At 64.1% G+C, this 20,921-nt stretch carries 23 protein-coding genes; 16 read left to right on the top strand and 7 right to left on the bottom strand.

Going from position 1 to position 20,921, the window contains the following annotated elements:
• The first annotated feature begins 40 nt into the window (after positions 1-40).
• The 4 genes from ACK3R5_RS15775 to hemL all read left to right on the top strand — a co-directional run bounded on the left by ACK3R5_RS15775 (position 41) and on the right by hemL (position 3,999).
• Positions 41-1,411, top strand: a complete 1,371-nt coding sequence (locus tag ACK3R5_RS15775; protein ID WP_411964989.1) for an ammonium transporter — start codon at positions 41-43, stop codon at positions 1,409-1,411.
• A 3-nt stretch (positions 1,412-1,414) separates the two neighbouring features.
• Positions 1,415-1,786, top strand: coding sequence for a P-II family nitrogen regulator (locus ACK3R5_RS15770; RefSeq protein WP_411964988.1), 372 nt, complete (start codon positions 1,415-1,417; stop codon positions 1,784-1,786).
• A 159-nt stretch (positions 1,787-1,945) separates the two neighbouring features.
• Positions 1,946-2,629: a type II CAAX prenyl endopeptidase Rce1 family protein gene (locus tag ACK3R5_RS15765; protein WP_411967634.1), complete on the top strand. Its 684-nt coding sequence runs from the start codon at positions 1,946-1,948 to the stop codon at positions 2,627-2,629.
• A gap of 32 nt (positions 2,630-2,661) precedes the next feature.
• A complete protein-coding gene (gene hemL, locus ACK3R5_RS15760; protein ID WP_411964986.1) occupies positions 2,662-3,999 on the top strand; it encodes a glutamate-1-semialdehyde 2,1-aminomutase in 1,338 nt (445 codons plus the stop codon).
• A 63-nt stretch (positions 4,000-4,062) separates the two neighbouring features.
• Here hemL and ACK3R5_RS15755 read toward each other — a convergent pair whose 3' ends face one another.
• On the bottom strand, positions 4,063-4,452 hold the full coding sequence (locus tag ACK3R5_RS15755; RefSeq protein WP_411964985.1) for a hypothetical protein: 390 nt from the start codon (positions 4,450-4,452) through the stop codon (positions 4,063-4,065).
• A 146-nt stretch (positions 4,453-4,598) separates the two neighbouring features.
• Between ACK3R5_RS15755 and hemC the strand changes: the two genes are divergently transcribed.
• The 7 genes from hemC to ACK3R5_RS15720 all read left to right on the top strand — a co-directional run bounded on the left by hemC (position 4,599) and on the right by ACK3R5_RS15720 (position 12,120).
• Complete coding sequence (gene hemC, locus ACK3R5_RS15750) at positions 4,599-5,708, top strand: hydroxymethylbilane synthase (protein ID WP_411964984.1); 1,110 nt, start codon at positions 4,599-4,601, stop codon at positions 5,706-5,708.
• Positions 5,709-5,715: 7 nt separating this feature from the next.
• Complete coding sequence (gene cobA / locus ACK3R5_RS15745; protein WP_411968670.1) at positions 5,716-6,600, top strand: uroporphyrinogen-III C-methyltransferase; 885 nt, start codon at positions 5,716-5,718, stop codon at positions 6,598-6,600.
• On the top strand, positions 6,597-7,340 hold the full coding sequence (locus ACK3R5_RS15740; RefSeq protein WP_411967633.1) for a uroporphyrinogen-III synthase: 744 nt from the start codon (positions 6,597-6,599) through the stop codon (positions 7,338-7,340). The genes cobA and ACK3R5_RS15740 overlap by 4 nt, the downstream gene beginning before the upstream one ends.
• A 17-nt stretch (positions 7,341-7,357) precedes the next feature.
• A complete protein-coding gene (locus ACK3R5_RS15735) occupies positions 7,358-8,515 on the top strand; it encodes an MFS transporter (protein WP_411967632.1) in 1,158 nt (385 codons plus the stop codon).
• Between the two features lie 46 nt (positions 8,516-8,561).
• Entirely contained in the window at positions 8,562-9,293 is a 732-nt protein-coding gene (locus ACK3R5_RS15730) for an enoyl-CoA hydratase/isomerase family protein (protein ID WP_411967631.1), read from the top strand.
• A gap of 133 nt (positions 9,294-9,426) precedes the next feature.
• Positions 9,427-10,449: a PstS family phosphate ABC transporter substrate-binding protein gene (locus ACK3R5_RS15725; protein ID WP_411967630.1), complete on the top strand. Its 1,023-nt coding sequence runs from the start codon at positions 9,427-9,429 to the stop codon at positions 10,447-10,449.
• Between the two features lie 252 nt (positions 10,450-10,701).
• Entirely contained in the window at positions 10,702-12,120 is a 1,419-nt protein-coding gene (locus ACK3R5_RS15720; protein ID WP_411967628.1) for a DHH family phosphoesterase, read from the top strand.
• Here the strand turns inward: ACK3R5_RS15720 and ppk2 are convergent.
• From ppk2 to ACK3R5_RS15705, 3 genes are all read right to left on the bottom strand, one after another.
• Positions 12,117-12,944 (bottom strand): polyphosphate kinase 2, encoded by an 828-nt coding sequence (ppk2, locus tag ACK3R5_RS15715; RefSeq protein ID WP_411967627.1) that lies wholly within the window; start codon positions 12,942-12,944, stop codon positions 12,117-12,119. The two genes, ACK3R5_RS15720 and ppk2, sit on opposite strands and share 4 nt — an antisense overlap.
• Positions 12,945-13,026: 82 nt before the next feature.
• Positions 13,027-13,725, bottom strand: coding sequence for a potassium channel family protein (locus ACK3R5_RS15710; RefSeq protein ID WP_411965759.1), 699 nt, complete (start codon positions 13,723-13,725; stop codon positions 13,027-13,029).
• Positions 13,726-14,014: 289 nt separating this feature from the next.
• Positions 14,015-14,536 carry a hypothetical protein gene (locus ACK3R5_RS15705; protein ID WP_411967626.1) on the bottom strand — a complete coding sequence of 174 codons (522 nt, stop codon included), beginning with the start codon at positions 14,534-14,536 and terminating at the stop codon, positions 14,015-14,017.
• Positions 14,537-14,874: 338 nt separating this feature from the next.
• Between ACK3R5_RS15705 and ACK3R5_RS15700 the strand changes: the two genes are divergently transcribed.
• Complete coding sequence (locus tag ACK3R5_RS15700) at positions 14,875-15,096, top strand: hypothetical protein (RefSeq protein ID WP_411965758.1); 222 nt, start codon at positions 14,875-14,877, stop codon at positions 15,094-15,096.
• Between the two features lie 199 nt (positions 15,097-15,295).
• Here the strand turns inward: ACK3R5_RS15700 and ACK3R5_RS15695 are convergent, their stop codons facing one another.
• On the bottom strand, positions 15,296-16,438 hold the full coding sequence (locus ACK3R5_RS15695) for an NAD(P)/FAD-dependent oxidoreductase (RefSeq protein ID WP_411967625.1): 1,143 nt from the start codon (positions 16,436-16,438) through the stop codon (positions 15,296-15,298).
• A 186-nt stretch (positions 16,439-16,624) separates the two neighbouring features.
• Between ACK3R5_RS15695 and ACK3R5_RS15690 the strand changes: the two genes are divergently transcribed.
• The 3 genes from ACK3R5_RS15690 (at position 16,625) to ACK3R5_RS15680 (ending at position 18,980) form a co-directional block, all read left to right on the top strand.
• A complete protein-coding gene (locus ACK3R5_RS15690; protein WP_411967624.1) occupies positions 16,625-16,942 on the top strand; it encodes a DUF5783 family protein in 318 nt (105 codons plus the stop codon).
• 43 nt (positions 16,943-16,985) lie between these two features.
• Complete coding sequence (locus ACK3R5_RS15685; protein ID WP_151111332.1) at positions 16,986-17,357, top strand: NifU family protein; 372 nt, start codon at positions 16,986-16,988, stop codon at positions 17,355-17,357.
• An 81-nt stretch (positions 17,358-17,438) separates the two neighbouring features.
• On the top strand, positions 17,439-18,980 hold the full coding sequence (locus tag ACK3R5_RS15680; RefSeq protein WP_411967623.1) for a sulfatase: 1,542 nt from the start codon (positions 17,439-17,441) through the stop codon (positions 18,978-18,980).
• A gap of 37 nt (positions 18,981-19,017) precedes the next feature.
• On the opposite strand, the gene ACK3R5_RS15675 is transcribed toward ACK3R5_RS15680, so the two are convergent.
• Together ACK3R5_RS15675 and ACK3R5_RS15670 are read right to left on the bottom strand one after the other, a co-directional pair.
• Positions 19,018-19,914: a ketopantoate reductase family protein gene (locus tag ACK3R5_RS15675; protein ID WP_411967622.1), complete on the bottom strand. Its 897-nt coding sequence runs from the start codon at positions 19,912-19,914 to the stop codon at positions 19,018-19,020.
• Positions 19,915-19,985: 71 nt separating this feature from the next.
• A complete protein-coding gene (locus ACK3R5_RS15670; protein ID WP_411964972.1) occupies positions 19,986-20,273 on the bottom strand; it encodes a rubredoxin-like domain-containing protein in 288 nt (95 codons plus the stop codon).
• Positions 20,274-20,504: 231 nt separating this feature from the next.
• Here ACK3R5_RS15670 and ACK3R5_RS15665 point away from each other — a divergent pair, with 231 nt between their 5' ends.
• Positions 20,505-20,909, top strand: coding sequence for a hypothetical protein (locus ACK3R5_RS15665; RefSeq protein ID WP_411967621.1), 405 nt, complete (start codon positions 20,505-20,507; stop codon positions 20,907-20,909).
• The last annotated feature ends 12 nt before the right edge of the window (positions 20,910-20,921 follow it).

Here is a 20,921-nt window from a genome sequence, read left to right as displayed (position 1 = left end):
CATCTGAACCGCTGTTCGAATCGCCGAACGGAGGAATCGTATGCTGACACCCATGCAGGCAGACCTCGCGAGCGTCGTCGAGGGCGTCAACCTCGTGTGGGTGTTGACCGTCACGTTCCTCATCTTCTTCATGCACGCCGGATTCGCCATGCTCGAGGCCGGGCAGGTACGTGCGAAGAACGTCGCAAACCAACTCACGAAGAACCTGCTGACGTGGAGTATCGGCGTCATCGTGTTCTTCCTCCTCGGTGCGGCCGTCTCGTCCATCGTCGCCGGTATCACCGGCGGCCCCGGGACGACCATCACTGGTGCCTTCATGGGCCTCTACGCTCCCGACGCGTCGGCCACGACGGCGTGGGTCGATTGGCTCTTCGGTGCCGTCTTCGCCATGACCGCCGCCACCATCGTCTCCGGGGCCGTCGCCGGCCGTGCGAGACTCCGTGCGTACCTGACCTACACCATCCTCATCGCGGGTATCATCTACCCAGTCGTCGTCGGCGTCACGTGGGCCGGCGGCTTCCTCGGTGGCATGGGCTTCCACGACTTCGCCGGTGGCATGATTGTCCACGGGATGGGCGGCATCGCCGGCCTGACCGCCGCGTGGCTCATCGGCCCGCGGATGAACCGCTTTAACTCCGATGGCACCGCGAACGTCATCCCCGGTCACTCCATCACGTTCGCCGTCCTCGGCACGCTCATCCTCGCGTTCGGCTGGTACGGCTTCAACGTCGGCACCGCCGCCGCACCCCTCGCGTACGCCGACGGCGCAGTGACCCTCGGGTCCTTCGCCTACGTGGGTCGCGTCGCACTCGTGACCACCCTCGGCATGGCCGCCGGCGCAATCGGTGCGGGTGGCGTCGCCATGTACAGGACCGGAAAGGTCGACACACTCTACGTCGCAAACGGCCTGCTCGCTGGCCTCGTCGGTGTCACCGCCATCGCGGACGACATCATCTGGCCGGGAGCCCTCGTCGTCGGCCTCCTCGCCGGCGCGCAACTCCCCATCGTCTTCGAGTTCGTCGAGAAGCGCCTCCGCATCGACGACGTGTGTGCAGTCTTCCCCGTCCACGGGTCTGCGGGCGTCCTCGGGACGCTCCTGTACCCCGTCTTCGCCATGCCGCTGTGGCACGGTGGTGCGTCGTTCGTCTCGCTGGCCATCCCGCAAGTAGTCGGCGTGGGAGTCATCGCCATCTGGACGTTCGCCGCCACCGCAGCAGTCTTCGGCGTCTTCCGCGCCGTCGGTCAGGCCCGCGTCTCGGCAGACCACGAGCGCGAGGGCCTCGACACGGCCGAACACGGCGTCGACACCTACCCCGAGTTCGGGTCGCGTGACCCAGATACGGGTATCCGTGCGGACGGGTCCGGTATCCCCCACGGAGATGGATTCATGTCGACACGGGAGGATGAATGAACGATGAGCAACGATGACCTCCCGAACGACGGCGATATCAAGATGGTGATGGCCATCATCCGTCCCGACAAACTCGCAGACGTGAAGACGGCGCTCGCAGAAGTGGGTGCGCCGTCGCTCACCGTCACGAACGTCTCCGGACGCGGGTCACAACCCGCGAAAAAGAGCCAGTGGCGCGGCGAAGAGTACACCGTCGACCTCCACCAGAAGGTCAAAGTCGAGTGCGTCGTCGCCGACATACCGGCCGAAGACGTCGCCAGCGCCATCGCAGACGCCGCCCACACGGGCGAGAAAGGCGACGGAAAGGTGTTCGTCCTTCCCGTCGAAGGCGCCTATCAGGTCCGCACCGGCAAGACCGGCCGCGACGCGGTCTGAGACGCAGAGGTTCCTGACCGTCTCCCGTTCGAGGAGGCGAAGTGAATATATTCACACGGCCGAAGGGAACGGTAGCCCCACCCGGGGCGAGGGCCGGACCCACGCGAAACCATTTTTGGACTCTACACGAAGCGATGTGACGATGAGCGGTGTCTCCCTGTGGTGAGTGTGGAACTCGTCGGTGGGCTAGTGATTGCACTCGCCGGGATGTCCATCGTCGGCGTCGGCGTCGACCGGTATCTCCCCGCCGTCGACGACCCACGAGCGGACCTGCTGGTGAGTGACCTCTCGAAGTGGGCCGTCTTCCTGTTGCTCTGTGGGTACGTGGTCGCCGTCGAAGGCAGACCACTGTCGTCGCTCTCGGGGCGTTCTCTAGACCCACTCTCGTTCGTCGTCGTCGTCGGTGGCGGCCTCCTCGTGTTGCTCACCGCGAGCGTCGCGACGGCACCACTCTTCGACCGCTTCGGCGTCGGTGACCTCGGGGAGGAACTGTCGGAACTGGCGGTGCTGTCACGACCCCAGCGCATCTTCGTCGCGCTCACCGCCGGCGTCACCGAAGAAGCCCTGTTTCACGGCTACGCCATCGAGCGTCTGCTGGAAGCGACTGGGAGTCCACTGCTCGCGGGGACCATCTCGTTCGCCGCGTTCACCGCCGGACACGCGATGGGATGGAACCGGGGAGCAGTCGTCCGCATCGCCGTCCCAGCACTGTTGACGACGGTCATGTACCTCCTCGTCCGCGACGTGGTCGCCCTGATGGCTATCCACGCCCTCAACGACGCCGCAGGCCTGCTGTTGGTGCGGTCGGTGTCCGACACCGCCGCCGAGGAATCGACCCAGTAAGGTCTTTGCCACGAGGGGCCGAACCGCCGTCCATGAGACACGACGAGTCCCGCACGTTGTACGACCGAGCGCTGTCGGTCCTTCCGGGCGGCGTGAACTCCTCGGTTCGGGCGACGAAGCCGTATCCCTTCTTCGTCGAACGCGGTGACGGCGCACACGTCATCGACGCCGACGGTAATCGCTACATCGACTACGTGATGGGCTACGGGCCACTGCTCTACGGCCACGACGCTCCAGAACCCGTGCAAGCGGCCGTCCAGAAGCACGCCGCCGCCGGGCCGATGTACGGTGCACCCACCGAAATCGAAGTCGAACACGCCGAGTTCGTCGCGCGACACGTCCCCTCCGTCGAGATGATTCGCTTCGTCAACTCCGGCACCGAAGCGACAGTCTCCGCGGTTCGACTCGCTCGCGGCGTCACCGGGCGCGACAAAGTCGTCATCATGCAGGGCGGCTATCACGGCGCACAGGAGTCCACGCTCGTCGAGGGCGGCCCGGAGAGCGTCCACCCGAGTTCGCCGGGTATCCCCTCGGCGTTCGCCGAGCACACGATTCCCGTCCCGTTCAACGACAGCGAGGCGATTCACGAGGTGTTCGAAGAACACGGCGACGACATCGCGGCGGTCATGGCCGAACCCATCCTCGCCAACATGGGCATCGTCCACCCCGTCGATGGCTACCTCCAGACGCTTCGCGACGTGACCGACGACCACGGCGCGCTCCTCATCTTCGACGAAGTCATCACCGGATTCCGCGTCGGTGGCCTCCAGTGCGCACAGGGTAAGTTCGGCGTCACGCCCGACATCACGACGTTCGGCAAGATTATCGGCGGCGGGTTCCCCGTCGGCGCAATCGGCGGGAAGGCCGAACTCATCGAACAGTTCACCCCGAGTGGCAGTGTGTTCCAGTCCGGCACCTTCTCCGGCCACCCGGTTGCGATGGCCGCCGGCCACGAGTATCTGAAGTACGCCGCCGAAAACGACGTCTACGACCACGTCAACCGCCTCGGCGAGAGACTCCGGACCGGTATCTCGGACATCCTCGAAGACCAGGCCCCCGAGTACACCGTCGTCGGGTCGGACTCGATGTTCAAGACCGTCTTCACGCGCCACGGTACGGGTGACCGTTCGGACGCCTGCAAGGACGGATGCGTACAGGACGAGTCGTGTGCCAACTTCGACGCCTGTCCGAAGACCGGTGCCGACGTCGCGAGCGCCGAAACCGACCGCTGGGAGCGCGTCTTCTGGCAGGAGATGAAAGACCAGGGTGTCTTCCTCACCGCGAACCAGTTCGAGTCCCAGTTCGTCTCCTACGCCCACACGGACGAGGATATCGACGAGACGCTCGAAGCGTACAAGGAAGCGCTGTAAGGCGTCTGTCACCACGTCTTCGGCCGATAATAGTGCGTTAAACTGACAGCTTCGGGTTCTCGTTCACTCGACTCTGAGCCTCGCTTCCGCCGCCCGCCAGAGCGGCGGGTACGCGAGGACGACGCCCAGGCCGACACCCAGCGCCCACGCGACGAGGATGCCGAGCGGGTTCTGCTGGAGGTCCAAGAAGACGAACAGCGTCGTCGTGACGACAGTCGTCACGAGGCCGATGGCCCACACCCGGACCACCAGTCGCAGTCGAAGTGGGCGGACGACGAGCAAGACGACACCGACACCGCCCGCGACGACGGCACCGAGGAACCACGGCGGGTCGACGCCGACTGCCAGGAGCAGTGGCTCTAGCGGCCCGATTACCGCAGTCAACCCGAAGAAGAAGAGGGCGACGACGACGAAGTCACCGACCTGACGGGTGGCAGAACCGAGGGATGGCATCGAGTGAGTCGTCGCGTGGGCCGGGTATGCGTCTTTCCCTCGCCGGCGGGTCACACACGGGCAACCCGCCGCGTGTGCCGCGTCACGCCCCGACACGACAGCGACGAACTGGAGGGCTTTTCAACGCGGGCGCCAGACTTCCCCCTATGACTACACGGACGCTTCGCTTGGCGACGCGCGGGTCGGCGCTCGCACGGGCACAGGCCGCGAGTGTACGGGAGGCGCTCGCGACCCGACGACTCGACGTCGAACTCGTCGAAGTCGAGACGGAGGGGGACCGGATTCAAGACGAACTCATCCACCGACTGGGCAAGACGGGCGCGTTCGTCCGCTCACTGGACGAACGCGTCCTCAGTGGCGACGTGGACGCGGCGGTCCACTCGATGAAAGACATGCCGACGGAGAAACCGGAGAACCTCGTCGTCGCGGGCGTCCCCGAACGCGCCCCAGCGGGAGACGTACTCGTCACCCCCGACGGGAAGGATATCGACGAACTCCCGGAGGGCGCAGTCGTCGGCACCTCGTCGCTCCGCCGGCAGGCCCAATTGCTCAGTTACCGCGACGACATCGAAGTCGCACCGCTCCGCGGCAACGTCGATACGCGCGTCGAGAAGTTGCTGGCGACGAGTCTCCAGCGCGAACACGAGGCGCGTATCGAAGACGACGAGAAAGCGAAGGGCCAGAAAGGCAAGACCGACTACGAACGACAGTTCGACGAGCGCCCCGACGAGTGGTTCGACAGCCTCACCGAACTCCAGCGACAGGCGATGAGCAGACAGGTCGACACCGAGTACGACGCCATCGTCCTCGCCGAGGCCGGACTCGAACGAAGCGGCCTCACTGACAAAATCGAGTACCAACGCCTCGACAGAACCTCGTTCGTCCCCGCACCCGGACAGGGTGCCATCGCGGTGACCGCCTCCGACCCCGAGATTATCGACCTCGTCCACGACAAAATCGACCACCCGCGGACCCGCGTCGAGACCACCGTCGAACGGACGATTCTCGCCGAACTCGGCGGTGGCTGTATCGCCCCCGTCGGCGTCCACGCGCTCCTGCAAGGCGAACACGTCCACGTCGACGTGCAGGTGCTCGCCACCGACGGGTCTGAAGCCATCAAGACTGGTCGTGACCTGCCGGTCGGCAACCACGCCAACGCCGCCCGCGAGTTCGCGGCGAGTCTCCGCGAGCGCGGTGCTGGCGAACTCGTCGAAGCGGCCCGGAAGGAAGCAGAGGAAGAAGAAGAGGAAGAATAAGATGCCGATGGAGGACGATTCGGACGAAACCGACGCACTGGACGCAGACGCGACGGACATCGACGGCGAATCGGTCGGCACGGTCCACCTCGTCGGAAGCGGCCCCGGCGACCCGGAACTGCTGACGCTGAAAGCCGCCCGCCTCATCGAGGAGGCGGACGTGGTCCTCCACGACAAACTCCCCGGCCCGGAGATTCTCGGGATGATTCCGGCCGACAAACGCGAAGACGTCGGCAAGCGCGCCGGCGGCGAGTGGACGCCACAGGAGTACACCAACGCGCGACTGGTCGAACTCGCCCGCGAGGGCAAAGACGTCGTCCGCCTGAAGGGTGGCGACCCGTTCGTCTTCGGGCGCGGCGGCGAGGAGATGGAACACCTCGCAGAACACGGGATTCCGTTCACCGTCGTCCCCGGTATCACCTCGGCCGTCGCCGGTCCGGGTTCGGCGGGCATCCCCGTCACGCACCGCGACCACGTCTCGTCGGTGTCGTTCGTCACGGGTCACGAAGACCCGACGAAAGACGAGTCGGCAATCGACTGGCACGCGCTGGCGGCGACGGGTGGGACGCTCGTCGTCCTCATGGGCGTCGGCAAACTCCCGCTGTATACGGCCGAACTCCGCGAGGCGGGCATGGACGGCGACACACCCGTTGCACTCATCGAACGAGCAACGTGGCCGGAGATGCGCGTCGCCACCGGGACGCTCGACACCATCGTCGACGTGCGCGACGAGGCGGACATCGAACCGCCGGCCATCACCGTCATCGGCGAGGTGGCGGCGACGCGTGACCACGTGAAGGAGTTCCTGCGTGGCGGCGGCGTGGACGCGCTCGCAAACCGCGCATCGACCGACGGAACGAAGACGTCCGGCGACGAGGGAGGGGACAAATGAGCCAACAGGTCCGCGCCGCCGTCTTCCGCCCGAACGACGAGCGCATCGACGCGGCAGTCGAACTGCTGGACTCGCTCGGTGCGACGCCCGTCGCCGACCCGATGCTGGCCGTCGAACCGACCGACGCAACGCCGGAACCCGCCGAGTTCGTCGTCCTCACGAGCAAGACGGGCGTCGAACTACTGGCCGGTGCAGGGTGGACGCCCGGCGACGCGGTGCTCTGCTGTATCGGCCCCGCGACTGCCGCTGCCGCCCGCGAGGCTGGATGGACCGTCGACCGGATTCCCGAGGAGTACACCTCCGCCGGGTTGGTCGAACACCTCGCACCCGACGTGTCTGGCAAGACAGTCGAAGTCGCCCGGAGTGACCACGGGAGTCAGGTGCTCCTCGACGGACTTCGCGACGCCGGTGCCGACGTCCACGAGACGGTGCTCTACCGACTCGTCCGCCCTGAAGAGGCGGGACAGTCGGCGGTCATGGCGGCCGACGGTGACCTCGAAGCGGCGCTGTTTACCTCGTCGCTGACGGTCGACCACTTCCTCGACGCCGCCGCCGAACGCGGCATCCGCGAGGAGGCTATCGCCGGCCTGAATCGTGCTGTCGTCGGGGCAATCGGCGCACCGACGCGCGAGACGGCCGAATCCCACGGTATCGACGTGGACGTCGTTCCCGACGAGGCGACATTCGACGCGCTCGCCTGCGACGTCGTCGAGATGGCGGCACCCACGTATCACGAGTGACGCGAACTTCGGGAGTTGTGGGTTCGTGGCGGGGCGTCGGGGCAGTCGCCGGGTGGCAAACGGCGGCCAGTCTCTGTTACTACACTATCTTCGCCGCGACGGGGCTCGTCCGCGACGCGTTCTCGCTGTCCGAGTCGCTCGTCGGCGTCTTTCTGACCGCCGGTATCGTGGGCTACACGCTCGTGTTGTTTCCGAGCGGTGCGGCCGTCGATGGCTACGGCGAGAAACCGGCGATGGTCGTCGGTCTCCTCGCGCTCGCTGTCGCCCTCCTCGGCGTCTCCTTCGCACCGTCGTACGCGCTCTTGCTGGGAGCGACTGCCCTTCTCGGTGCGGCGTACTCGACGGCGATGCCGGCGTCGAACCGCGGAATCGTCGCCGCTGCCCCCGCCGGAAGCACGAACCTCGCGATGGGAGTGAAACAGGTCGGCGTCACCGTCGGAAGCGGCGCGTCGTCGCTCCTCGTCACGGGCATCGCCGTCGTCGCGGCGTGGCAGGTGGGCTTCTGGGTAATCGCGGCCATCGCAATCGCGTACGCACTGGTTTTCGCCCTCCGGTACGAGGGGTCGTCCGGGACCGGCCGTCTCGAATGGCCGGAACTCGCTGGACTCGGTGAGAACCGGGCGTACGTCGCGCTCGTCGCCGCAGGGTTGTTCATGGGCGTCTCTATCTTCTCGATGCTCGGCTACACCGTCCTCTACGCGCAGGACGTCGCCGGCGCGAGTCCCGCAGTCGCGGGCGGCGTCCTCGCGCTGACACAGGTGACCGGGAGCATCGGTCGTATCGGTGCGGGAAGCCTCGCTGACCGCCTCGGCGGCGCACGCGGCGCGGCGATAGTCGCACTCGTCCAACTGTCGGGTGCTGTCGTCCTGTTCGGCCTGCTCGCCAGCGCGGGCGGGTCGCTCGCACTCACAGTCGTCGTGTTCGTCGCCCTCGGCCTCACCATCCACGGTTCTCCGGGTGTGTTCTACTCCTGTCTGAGTAGCGTCGTCGCAGAAGACGACATCGGCGCGGCGACTGCCGGCGGCCAGACCGCACTCAACGTCGGTGGACTGGTCGCCCCGCCACTGTTCGGCGTCGTCGTGGAGTCGGTCGGATACAGCGCCGGGTGGGCGTTCGTCGCTGTCTCGACGGTGGTGGCGGCGGCACTGTTGCTCGTCGTCACGCGGCGTCTGTAACATGTGAACCCGTAGAGTATTCTCGCTCGTCCTCGCACACTGTCACATGTTACGATACGACACTCGCGGCGACGCCAGTTGGCTCACGCTCGACCGACCCGAGAAGAAGAACGCCCTCCACCTCGATGGCTGGAGAGAACTCCGCGACGGTCTCGAACGAGCGGCCGAATCGTCGCGCGTGGCCGTCCTGACCGGCGTCGAAGACGTGTTCTGCGCCGGTGACGACATCGCCCTCATCGACGAGGCGGAGACGGCCGACGACGTCGAAGCACTGACCGACACGCTCTACGACGTGCTGTTCGGCATCGAGTCGCTGGAGATACCAGTCGTCGCGGCAGTCAACGGACTCGCCTACGGCGGCGGGTGCGAACTCGTCGCCGCGTGTGACCTCGCCGTCGCCGTCGAAGACGCCACGTTCGCGCTTCCCGAGACGACCATAGGCGCGTATCCGCCGTACGCAGTCGAGCGCGTGGCCGAAACCGTCGGCAAGAAACGGCTCATGGAACTCGCGCTGACGGGCGACCCAATCGGAGCGGACACGGCGGCAGAGTGGGGACTCGTGAACCGCGTCGTCGCGGCCGACGAGTTAGAAGAGACGGTCACGCAGTTCGTCGAATCCATCGCGACGTCGCCACGCCGCTCGACTCGACTGACCAAACAGTACGCGGCTATCGGGGCGGCCGACCCGGGCACTCGTGACCGAATCCGCGGTGCCTTCCAGCAGATTCGCGCCGACGACGACTGTCGGGCGGCGACGCGACGGTTCTTCGAGCGGTGAGCGAGCTGGTGGGAGTCTCACTCGGTTCGTCACCGGACGCGTCGATATCGCTATCCACCAGGCTATATACCAACAATACTCTATATATATCTAATAGCAGAGTACTTGAGTAAATCTACACTCGTCTCCGATGATGACGCGCAAGACGGACGACGTCGTTTCACGCCGAAAGTTCTTGATTGCCGCCGGTGCCACTGGTCTCGCTGGCCTCGCGGGATGTACAGAGGACAGCGTGACTGACTCCGGTTCCAGCGAATCCGAGAACTCCGGGACCGGCTCAGAAGGGCTGTCGGGGGCCATCGACATCGCAGGGTCTTCGACAGTGTTCCCGCTCGCCACCGCGATGGGCGAACGCTTCCAGAAACAGCACCCAGAGGTCAACGTCAACCTCCAGTCGACGGGGTCCGGTGGTGGCTTCGCGAACTACTTCTGTCCCGGTCAGACGGACTTCAACAACGCGTCGCGCCCCATCAAATCCGAAGAAGAAGAGCAGTGTTCGGCCAACGACGTCGAACCGGTCGAACTCAAAGTCGCCACCGACGCCCTCACCGTCATCGTCAACAACGACAACGACTTCATCGGCGAGGGACTCACCGTCGAGCAACTGAAGACCATCTTCTCCGCAGAGTCCAAGCCGACGGTCTGGTCCGACGTCGACGAGTCGTGGCCCGACGAGGAAATCGAAATCTTCGGTCCCACTGACGCTTCCGGTACCTACGACTACTTCATCGAGGCCATCATCGGCGAGGAAGGCCCGGGCCACCGCCAGGACTACTCGGCGACCGAACAGGACCGCACCATCGTGCAGGGCGTCGAAGGCTCGAAGTACGCCATCGGCTACATGGGCTACGCCTACTACAGCGAAAACACCGACGCCGTGCAGGCAGTCGCCATCGACGACGGCGACGGCTACGTCGAACCGTCGCTCGACACCGCGCTCTCCGGCGAGTATACCCCGCTGTCGCGCCCACTCTTCACGTACCCCGCCAAAGAGTCGCTCGCAGAGGAACACGTCGCCGAGTTCGCACGCTACTGGATGGAGAACTCGACGAGCAAGGAAATCGTCGCCGACGAAGTCGGCTACGTCCCGCTGGGTGACGACGAGCAGTCCGAGATGCTCGACAAACTCGAGTCGGCCATCGAGGACGCGAACTAACGCGCTCTGGTCTCCCCCCAGTCTGCCGAACACGCCCTCGAACCGTTGCCGAACGCGCCCTCGAACCGCTTCCGAACGCGCTCTCGAACCGTTGCCGAACGCGTCCCGTGTCGATTCACACGACGCGGTCGGCGGCGAACCTTTTTGTACCGAGACGGGGGCACTGTCGCACAACATGACCGCCAGTCGAACCGAGACGGTCCCTGCCAAACTGCCAGTGTTTATGCCGGTGACGACGTGACTACCCAACTGATGGAAGGCCCCGTCCCCGACCTCACCGAGCACGCCGCGGCGTGTGCAGACCGACTCCACGACGCCGACAGGGTGCTCCTCGCGTCGCACATCGACGCCGACGGGTTGACGAGCGCTGGCATCGCGTCGACGGCGCTCGAACGTGCCGAGATTCCGTTCGAGACGGTGTTCTGTCGCCAACTCGACGAGGCGGCCATCGCCGACATCGCGGCGACCGATTACGACACCGTCCTCTTTACCGACTTCGGCAGCGGTCAACTCGACATCATCGCCGACCACGAGTCCGCAGGCGACTTCCACCCGGTCATCGCAGACCACCACCAACCCGCCGAGGGTGTCGAAACCGAACACCACCTCAACCCGCTTCTGTTCGGTCTCGACGGGGCAACCGAACTCTCCGGCGCGGGCGCGAGTTACGTGCTCGCGCGTGCACTCGAACCCGACAGTGGCGACAATCGTGACCTCGCCGCCCTCGCCGTCGTCGGTGCAGTCGGCGACATGCAGGATACGAACGGGACGCTCACCGGTGCCAACGAAGGTATCGTCGAGGAAGGAATCGCCGCCGGCGTCGTCGAAGAGGGGACCGACCTCCGAATCTACGGCCGACAGACTCGACCCCTCCCGAAACTCCTCCAGTACGCGACTGACGTTCGCATCCCCGGCATCTCGAACAACGAGGCCGGAGCCATCGAGTTCCTGACCGAACTCGACGTGCCGGTCCGCGACGACGACGGCGAGTGGAAACGGTGGGTCGACCTCACTGGTGACCAGCGGCAGACGCTCGCCAGTGCGTTGATTCGCCGGGCAATCGCGAGCGGTGTCCCGGCCGCACGCATCGATGACCTCGTCGGAACGACGTACGTGCTCACCCGCGAACGAGAAGGCACCGAACTCCGCGACGTGAGCGAGTTCTCGACGCTCCTGAACGCGACTGCCCGATACGACCGGGGCGACGTTGGCCTCGCCATCTGTCTCGGTGACCGTGACCGTGCACTCGACAGAGGGCGGCGCCTCCTGCGAAATCACCGCAAGAACCTCTCGAACGGGTTGCAGTGGGTGAAAGAACACGGCGTAACTGTGGAGGAGAACCTCCAGTGGTTCGACGCCGGCGACGAGATACGCGAGACCATCGTCGGCATCGTCGCCGGGATGGCCGTCGGCACCGACGCCACCCGGAACGGAATCCCCGTCTTGGCCTTCGCCGACGACGAAGACGGGCAGGTGAAAGTCTCTTCGCGCGGGTCGTACGTGATGGTCAGAGACGGACTGGACCTCTCTGTCGTCATGCGCGAGGCGTCACGGGCAGTCGGTGGCGACGGCGGCGGTCACAACGTCGCGGCGGGGGCGACGATTCCGAAGGGTTCGGTCGAAGAATTCATCGCCGAGGCGGACCGCATCGTCGGCGAGCAGTTGGCCTAATCGTCGACTGGGTTCGACCCGAACCGTGCCGGCACCCAGTTTTGGTCGTCGATAGGGGGTCGGTCGTAGTCCACCTCTTGTCGCGGTGGGAGTTCGATTGGGTCGGGTGTCAGGTCTTCGTACGGAATCTGGTCGAGGAGGTGCGAGATACAGTTGAGTCGCGCGTGGCGCTTCACGTCGGCGTGGACGACGTACCACGGTGCCTCCTCGATGTCGGTGTGTTCCAACATCACGTCTTTCGCCTTCGAGTACTCGACCCACTTCGAGCGCGCTTCGAGGTCCATCGGGCTGAGTTTCCAGCGTCGCTTCGGGTCTTCGTTGCGCTTCTGGAAGCGCCGTTCCTGTTCTTCGTCGCTGATAGAGAACCAGTACTTGACGAGGATGATGCCGGACCGGACGAGCATTCGCTCGAACTCGGGACAGGTCCGCAGGAACTCCTCGTACTCGTCGTCGGTGCAGAAACCCATCACGCGCTCGACGCCTGCGCGGTTGTACCAACTCCGGTCGAACAGTACCATCTCGCCTTCCGTCGGCAGTTGCTCGACGTAGCGCTGGAAGTACCACTGGCCCTGTTCGCGTTCCGTCGGCTTTCCGAGTGCGACGACGCGCGCGACTCGCGGGTTGAGTCGGCGGGTGAGACGCTTGATGACGCCGCCTTTCCCCGCCGCGTCACGGCCTTCGAACACGACGCAGACGCGGAGGTTCTCCTCCGTAATCCAGTGCTGGAGTTTCACCAACTCCTCCTGCAAGCGGTTCAACTCTCGCTTGTACTGTTTCTTCTTCAGCACCCCTCGTTTGTTGTAGCGGTCCGCGTCACTCGTCATGCGAGTAATATGTTCCTCGTGAACAAATACCACATGGCTGAACTGGTGGGTGACCACCAGCAGTCACACCGAGACGAGTCGGTTAGAGATTCGAGCTGATTTGCTCGCCGCTGACGATTTCCGGGACGACGACTTCGTCGGCACCAGCGCGGCGTGCGAGTGCTTCGTCCATCTGGTCGCCGGCCCTGACGACGAGTTTCGCCGTCGGTGCCAGTTGACTCGCCGTGATGGCAATCTGGACGTTGACTTTGGAGTCGTCGATAGCGCCCACGACGGTGGACGCTCGTTTCACGCCGGCATCGGAGAGTTTGTCCTCGCGGCGGGCGTCGCCCGCGATGGTGAGGATGTCCGCGTCGAGTGCCTGCTGGTACTGCGTCTCCTGACTCTCGACGACGACGACGTCACGACCCTTCGATTGGAGTCGGGACGCCACCGTCTTGCCGAAGGTTCCGTACCCGCAGACGACGACGTGCGATTCGAGTTCGTCTATCTTCCGTTCGATTTTCATCTGTTCTATCTCCGCTTGTATCTGCCCGCCGAACGCCGCCGAGACGAACGTCTCGCCGGCCCACAGTCCGGTCCCGAGTAATCCGGTGAGTATCACGATTGCGTACGCTTTGACCAGTGTCGCGGGGCCGTCGTGCGTCTGGTAGTGAAGTTCGATGCTCGTCGGGTCGAGCAACCAGAACGCCGCGTCGACGAGACTGGCACCCCCGACGAGGCTGAACCCGGCGATGCCGGCGACGACGAGAACCCCGACTGCCACGAGTGGGCGGAGCATCCGACGGAGCAGTGGTCGGTGTGCCAGTGCGTCGACGAGGAGACGGCGATTGTCGATACTAAGTAGTGGCACGGTCACCTCGCTCGCGGAGGGGCGTCGTCCCACGACTGCTCGACCGGTGGCCGGACGGGGGAGAGTTCAGCCGTCTTCGGTCGTTAACCAATCTGTGCCTATTTGTGCCGTATTTTGCACATAGTCTCACATTCGAAATCATACGTCCACATAGTGCGCTCAGCAGCACACATAAAACAGTTTGTCCTTAAACACTTCCATACAATGGCCTGTTTCCTTAACGAAATGCCCCGACAGGGAGGTCGTCGGGGTCGTGGTACCACAGATAGCGATTCCCGACGAGAACACCCACAACAGCAACACCGAGCAGCCACCACACGGGGATAGCATATCTCACACCCATCGAAAGGGAGAGATAGCCCCAAATCAACGCGAGTGGGAACTGTACGTAGAGAAGATGGTGGAGCGTCCATTCGGCGAATGCAATTGCAAGATAGACGTGGACACGGTCACGACGACTCCAGTTGTCATCAACTCGCTCGTTGGCAGCACCGTATGCAGCTAGGAGGGCCAGAACCACGTATGCCGCAGGATAGGCGAACGTGACAAAATACGCCGTCTGTAGCACGACTGACTCCGGTACGAAACCAAGCACCGAATTCAGCAGGTTCGGTGCAAAGAAACCCAGTGCGACAGCGACATATCCGACACCTAGACATGCGCCGGCCAGTGGCCGACCGATTGGTGCGACCCGACGATAAACCCGAAGCGTCGCGACACTCACACCACTGGCTACCACGTCGTTAGACCTCCGCGCTTCGCGCGAGACTGACGAGTCCGACTACCGATACCAGTTGCAGGGTCGCCTGTTGCCTCACTGTGTCTTCCAGTGACTCGCTCGAATCATCTTTACTTTTTGTTACTCTCTCCTGCCTGAGACATCTTTCCGGAGTTGACACCAAGTCCAACCGACTTTCGTATCGCAGAATGCAGTTTATTGCGTCCAGATAGTGGTTCGACTCCACACGTCGAACGGCCGTGACATCGGCGTCTCAACCCGTCGATTCCGCGAAATCCTCATATCGGATGCTTGTGTATGTCATGGTACCGGCCACCACGGCCGGCGAGGGGCAAACGATGGCGACTGCGAGAACAAACCGCTTCGAATACGAATACCCGGTCGGTTACGAACCGGAGGTACAAACAGAGACGGTCGAACTGGACCGTCGAACCGTCGAGCGACTCGACGCACTGCGCGACGAGGACGAGTCGTACGACGAACTGATAGCCGAACTCGTGTCCATCTTCGCGGCGAGCGAACTGTTCGCCGCACGCGTGGACAGTCCACTCATCGAGTGACGCGCGGCCCCGTCACTCCATTTTCATCCGAGAATCGTGACGCCAGTGACGACAACGAACCGTAAACCCGCGTCGTAGTCCGGAGACGCCTCCTCGACGGAGTTCTCTGCGGGCGTGGTTGCCGGGCGATAAATTGTGGGTTGCTATACAGAACTTGTTCGAGAGTGCCCAGTCGCCTCTACGGTACCCGACGGTGGCGTCACGCAGCGTTCGAAAACCGGTCGAGACTGAACGGGGCGAGTAGTTCGGGGCGGTTCCCCTCGCTGGCCCACCTCGCGAGCAGTCGGTTGACAGCGAGCGATATCGCGAACCCGTGACCAGTCCATCCCGTGCCGACGATGGCATTGGTCGCCTCCGGAAGGGTGTCGAGTATCGGGACGTGGTCGACTGAGACGGACTCTGGCCTGCTCGCATCGGCGGTTTCGACGTCGACGTCCCGAAGCGTGGGGAAGACTGCCCGTGCGTCCGCCGCGTTCCCCTCGATACGGTCGTCGAGGGCGATTCCCTGCTGGGCCGTCTCGTCCCACTCGCCGCGCCAGCCACCCGAAATCATCACGCGGTCGCCGGGAATAGCCTTGAGTGCCAGTCGGCGGTGGTCGTGGCCGATGAGGTGGTTCACGGGCACGTCGTCCATCGGTTCGGTCGCACTCACTTGCGGCCACGTCGTCCAGACGGGGAGTGAGCGGTCGAGTTCCGATTCGACCAGTTCGGGGACGTGTGTATTCGACAGTAACAACACCGTCTCTCCGACCTCGAACCGGTCGTCGTCGGTGACGACGGCGGTGACTTCTCCACCGTCCAGTTCCAATCCGCGGACCGGCGTCTGTTCACGAATCGTCGCACCGAGTTCGACGGCGGTGCGTGCGAGTCCGCGGGTCGTGGCCGTCTGGTCGGCAACGCCGTCGTTCGGGCAGTAGAGTGCCCCGACGACGTCGTCGCTGACGTGTGGTTCGAGTTCGGCGACGCGTTCTTTCGAGAGCACCCTCGTCTCGACACCGAGTTCGGACTGCACCTGTGCCCGTGCGGGTGCAGTCTCGAATCCGCCCCGCAGGCCGGCAGTCGTTCGTTCGTACAACCGGAGGTGCCCCGTCCGTTCGTACCCCGTCTCCACGCCGAGTTCGTCGGCCAACGTCGGCCACATGTCGTACGCGAGGGCCATCAACGGGAGTTCTCGCGGGTCGCGGCCGTTGGCTCGAACGCCCCGCTTGCCGAGGCCACCGGACGCACCGCTCGCGATTTCGTCTGCTTCGAGCAGGAGGACATCTTCCCCCCGCGAGGCTAACTCCCACGCCGTTCCCGCGCCGTACACACCGCCGCCAACGATTATGTGATCTGTTGCCACGTCTGTCAGTGACACTGGTCGACTGTCGGTTAAACGTACACCACGAGGCAATGGTCCTGTTCGTTCTGCGGGAAGGCTGTCGCCTCCAAGCTCTCGGACGACATCGACGCGACGGGGCGCGCGCTCGAATCGAAGTTCGCACCGGCCAACCGTCCGATTTTTTGCCGGCAGCGAGGTAGGTCAGGTATGACCGACTTCGACCCCGAGAAATTCGAAGACAAGTACGCCAACTACTTCCCGCAACTCCAGCGCGCGTACAAGAACGCCTTCGAGACGATGAACAACGAGTACGACTCGACGCTCATCCACGGTATCGACCAGCAGATTCTCAACGAGTCCGAACCGTTCTACGAAGACGGCGACTTCTACGTCGAACTCCCCGAGAACCCGGCCGAACGTCTCACCGCAGTCGTCGTCGACGACGAGAAGCTCGAAGCGGTTCTCGACCGCTATCTCGACGAAATCGAGGCCGAACTCCACCGCGTGTTCGGCGTCGAATCCTAACCCGAACCAAAGGCCTAAGCCCGTTCGCACCGAACGCGCCTTCATGAGCACGGAGACGCAGGACGGCGAGGACGACCTCAAAGAGCGTGTCGTGAACTTCCTCCGTCGGAACTTCCCGCAGATTCAGATGCACGGTGGCAGTGCTGCCATCCGTGACCTGGACCGCGAATCCGGCGAAGTCACGATTCTCCTCGGCGGCGCTTGTTCCGGATGTGGCATCTCGCCGATGACCATTCAGGCTATCAAGACCCGCATGGTCAAGGAGATTCCCGAAATCAACGAAGTCCACGCCGACACCGGCATGGGCGGAGACATGGGTGGCGAGAGTCGCGGCGGGTCGCCGTCGTTCCCCGGCGAGACCAGCAGCGACACCACCGACATCGAAGACGACCAGGGCCCACAGGCCCCGTTCTAAGTCGGAGTTTTCCGAAGCGTTCGTTTTTCGACACCATCCGAGAACAGGAGTTTTATCGGCGACTACCGCACACCAACGGGTATGACTGCCGAGTCGCCCGAGAACGTTCTCTTCGTCGTCATGGACACGGTCCGGAAGGACCACCTCACGCCGTACGGTTACGACCGTGAGACGACGCCGGGCCTCGAACGATTCGCGGAGGAGGCGGCCGTCTTCGAACAGGCTGTTGCACCCGCGCCGTGGACGCTCCCGGTTCACGCATCGCTCTTTACGGGCATGTACCCGAGTCAGCACGGTGCCGACCAGGAGAACCCCTACCTCGATGGGGCGACGACGCTCGCCGAGACGCTCTCGGCGGCCGGATACGACACCGCGTGTTACTCTTCGAACGCGTGGATTACGCCGTATACGCACCTGACCGACGGGTTCGAAGAACAGGACAACTTCTTCGAGGTGATGCCGGGTGACTTCCTCTCCGGCCCACTCGCGAAGGCGTGGCAGACGATGAACGACAGCGACACCCTCCGCGCACTCGCCGACAAACTCGTCAGTCTCGGCAACACCGCCCACGAGTATCTCGCCGGCGGTGAGGGTGCCGACTCGAAGACGCCCGCGGTCATCGACCAGACCATCGACTTCGTCGACGACGCCGACCAGTTCTTCGCGTTCATCAACCTCATGGACGCGCACCTCCCGTACCACCCGCCCGAGGAGTACGCAGAACGGTTCGCGCCGGGCGTCGATTCGTCCGCGGTGTGCCAGAACTCCAAGGAGTACAACGCGGGCGCCTACGAGATAGACGACGAGGAGTGGGCGGACATTCGCGGCCTCTACGACGCCGAAATCGCCCACATCGACGACCAACTCACCCGTCTGTTCGACCATCTGAAAGAGACCGACCAGTGGGACGACACCATGGTCGTCGTCTGTGCCGACCACGGCGAACTCCACGGCGAACACGGCCTCTACGGCCACGAATTCGGCCTGTACGACCCACTCATCAACGTTCCGCTCATGGTCAAACACCCGGCGCTCGACACTGGCCGACGAGACGACCAGGTGGAACTCGTGGACCTCTATCACACCGTCCTCAACTCGCTCGGCGTCGAAGGCGGTGACCCCGCCAGTCCCGGTGACGACGCCGTCGCACTCGACCGGACCCGGTCGCTGCTCTCTGCGGACTACCGCGAATTCGCCGACGTGAGCGATGCGGACCCCGGCCAGCACCACGACGGCGAGTACGCGTTCGTCGAGTACTCGCGTCCCGTGGTCGAACTCAAGCAACTGGAAGAAAAAGCGTCCAGTGCAGGAATCACCCTCCCCGAAGACTCCCGGTACTACTCCCGGATGCGGTCTGCCCGGCGTGTCGATGCCAAGTACACCCGTATCGACCGCATCCCGGACGAAGCCTACCGACTCGACACCGACCCCGACGAGACGGAGAACCTCGCGGAATCGGACGACGAAGCCATCGCCGAGACGGAAGCGGCACTCTCGACGTTCGAAGACGCCATCGGCGGTGCGTGGACCGACGCGCTCGATACCGACGTGTCGGACGACTCCGTCGACCAGATGGACGACGAGGCACAGGAGCGACTCCGGGACCTGGGATACCTGGAATAGCCGATTTCGGCCGTCTTACTGCATCCTTCGCCGCGTTTCACCGCACACCTTCACCGCGTTCCCACGCCCGCAAGAGTGCCGCGAGCGTCCGGTTCGTCGGTACCTCGTGTCCGTGTTTCGCGGCCGTCTCCACGACTGCGCCGTGTATCGCGTCCACTTCGGTTCGCTTCCCCGCTTCGACGTCCTGCAACATCGACGAGCGGTTCGCTGCCGTCTGCGCGACGACCCGGTCGATAGCCTCGCGAGCGACACGGTTCGGGAGATTCACCCCTTCTAATCGGGCGACGCGAGCAGTCTCGCGGGCGGCACGGTGTGCGATGTCGTGGGCCTCGTCGGACGCGAGGGCACCGTTTTCGACCCGCGCGAGTGCGGTGACGGCGTTGATGCCGGCGTTGACTGCGAGTTTCTCCCACCGGCGACGTGGCATATTCGAGGCGACGAGCGTGTTGATATCTGCGTCACGGAACGCCTTTCCGGTGCGTTCGGCGAGCGGTGACGTGCCGCCGTCGAGCGCACCGAGGACGACGCGGCCGATTCCCGTACACTCGACCCGGCCCGGGGCGACGAGTCGAGCACCGTACGTCGCGGTTCCGGCGAGTACGGGCACGTCGAGGTGAGAGTCGAGAATCTCCTCGGTGAGGCCGTTTTGGAGTGAGAGCACGGCGTCGACGTCACACGCTGCGAGCGCTTCGGCGGCCGCCTGTGTGTCGAACGATTTGACGGTGACGAGCGCGAGGTCGGCGTCGTGACCGGTTTCAGTCGTCGTCGCCGTGGGTGTGACGTGACCGGACTCGACACCGACGATGTCGAGGCCAGTCTTCGAGACGCGGGCGACGTGTCGCTTTCGGCCGACGAGCGTCACGTCGTGGACAGCGGCGAGAAGGCCGCCGACGAGGGTTCCGAGGCTACCCGCGCCGAAGACGAGGATTCGCATGGCTACAGGTTCTCGTCGGGCGATAAAAATCGGTGAGTCTCGCGGGCGACTCAGTCTTCTCTCTGTGCCGTTCAGTCTTCGGTCCAGTAGTAGATGTTCTCGCGCTCAGTGCCACAGTTGGGACACTGGTCGGGGAGAGTCTCGATATCCCCCATCTCGCCACACTCGCTGCACCGCCACATCAACTCCGCCTCCCCGAACTCGTGGCCAGCGCGTTCGTGTTCGATGGACATCGCGGCGAACCCCTCGCGAGTCGTGACGTAAAAGCCGTCCTCGTCGAACCCGCGGATGTGACCGATTTCCGTCCCATCCTCCGCGTACACCGTCATCCCGACTGTCGGCTTGGTCTCGGTAGCCATGTGTGAACAATAGGCACGCATCACCGTAAAATCGAATGGCCAGTCGCAGCGACAGGGAGTCACTGCACCACGCCCAATATAAGTAATAAACCAAATAGCGCGATATAGAATGTCGAGCGAGGTACGAACCTCGCTCACGAGGGCGACGACAAGACACGTACCGGTCTGTGGTGTTTTCGATACATTTCTCCGCACACGACACGGCGTGCCCTCCTCCGCGCATTCGGGGCGGTGAACCGCCCACCTCACCGTCGACGAACTGCAGGCACACTCGCCGACGACGGAACCGAACTGTGCCGGGCGGCAGGCGTCGATACCCCGGTCGTCGCCGACGACGAGCTCTACGTCGCTCGTGGCGGCGAAACCGCGGTTCTGACCCGTGACGACGGGAGCGAAACCGCGACGTTTGGTGGCACCCCCCACGCGCGCGCCGGACAAATATTAGTCACTAGTGTACGAGGATGGGCACGAACGTACGACATTCAGGAAAACATGGAGCTTTGGGAGTATCGTACTCCAGAAGTGAAAGTCGAAGACCAGCTATTACGAGGTGTCTCCGGCATGGTTCCCCTCGGCGGTGCGGTGTACGTCGTCGCCGCAGAGGGGTTCCACGAGTTGGGGGCGGCAGAAAATTGACTGCTCTGGTGC

The organism is Haloferax sp. YSSS75 (assembly GCF_046764215.1).
Taxonomy (GTDB): Archaea; Halobacteriota; Halobacteria; order Halobacteriales; family Haloferacaceae; genus Haloferax.
The sequence above is the reverse complement of the archived record's forward strand: the minus strand, read 5'-3'. Positions and strand labels throughout refer to the sequence as shown.

Bases quoted from the DNA above. Each gene is read 5' to 3' on its own strand.
- ACK3R5_RS15775 (WP_411964989.1), top strand. From the start codon at position 41: ATGCTGACACCCATGCAGGCAGACCTCGCGAGCGTCGTCGAGGGCGTC.
- ACK3R5_RS15770 (WP_411964988.1), top strand. From the start codon at position 1,415: ATGAGCAACGATGACCTCCCGAACGACGGCGATATCAAGATGGTGATG.
- hemL (WP_411964986.1), top strand. From the start codon at position 2,662: ATGAGACACGACGAGTCCCGCACGTTGTACGACCGAGCGCTGTCGGTC.
- ACK3R5_RS15755 (WP_411964985.1), bottom strand. From the start codon at position 4,452: ATGCCATCCCTCGGTTCTGCCACCCGTCAGGTCGGTGACTTCGTCGTC.
- hemC (WP_411964984.1), top strand. From the start codon at position 4,599: ATGACTACACGGACGCTTCGCTTGGCGACGCGCGGGTCGGCGCTCGCA.
- cobA (WP_411968670.1), top strand. From the start codon at position 5,716: ATGGAGGACGATTCGGACGAAACCGACGCACTGGACGCAGACGCGACG.
- ACK3R5_RS15740 (WP_411967633.1), top strand. From the start codon at position 6,597: ATGAGCCAACAGGTCCGCGCCGCCGTCTTCCGCCCGAACGACGAGCGC.
- ACK3R5_RS15730 (WP_411967631.1), top strand. From the start codon at position 8,562: ATGTTACGATACGACACTCGCGGCGACGCCAGTTGGCTCACGCTCGAC.
- ACK3R5_RS15725 (WP_411967630.1), top strand. From the start codon at position 9,427: ATGACGCGCAAGACGGACGACGTCGTTTCACGCCGAAAGTTCTTGATT.
- ACK3R5_RS15720 (WP_411967628.1), top strand. From the start codon at position 10,702: ATGGAAGGCCCCGTCCCCGACCTCACCGAGCACGCCGCGGCGTGTGCA.
- ppk2 (WP_411967627.1), bottom strand. From the start codon at position 12,944: ATGACGAGTGACGCGGACCGCTACAACAAACGAGGGGTGCTGAAGAAG.
- ACK3R5_RS15710 (WP_411965759.1), bottom strand. From the start codon at position 13,725: ATGCTCCGCCCACTCGTGGCAGTCGGGGTTCTCGTCGTCGCCGGCATC.
- ACK3R5_RS15700 (WP_411965758.1), top strand. From the start codon at position 14,875: ATGGCGACTGCGAGAACAAACCGCTTCGAATACGAATACCCGGTCGGT.
- ACK3R5_RS15690 (WP_411967624.1), top strand. From the start codon at position 16,625: ATGACCGACTTCGACCCCGAGAAATTCGAAGACAAGTACGCCAACTAC.
- ACK3R5_RS15685 (WP_151111332.1), top strand. From the start codon at position 16,986: ATGAGCACGGAGACGCAGGACGGCGAGGACGACCTCAAAGAGCGTGTC.
- ACK3R5_RS15680 (WP_411967623.1), top strand. From the start codon at position 17,439: ATGACTGCCGAGTCGCCCGAGAACGTTCTCTTCGTCGTCATGGACACG.
- ACK3R5_RS15675 (WP_411967622.1), bottom strand. From the start codon at position 19,914: ATGCGAATCCTCGTCTTCGGCGCGGGTAGCCTCGGAACCCTCGTCGGC.
- ACK3R5_RS15670 (WP_411964972.1), bottom strand. From the start codon at position 20,273: ATGGCTACCGAGACCAAGCCGACAGTCGGGATGACGGTGTACGCGGAG.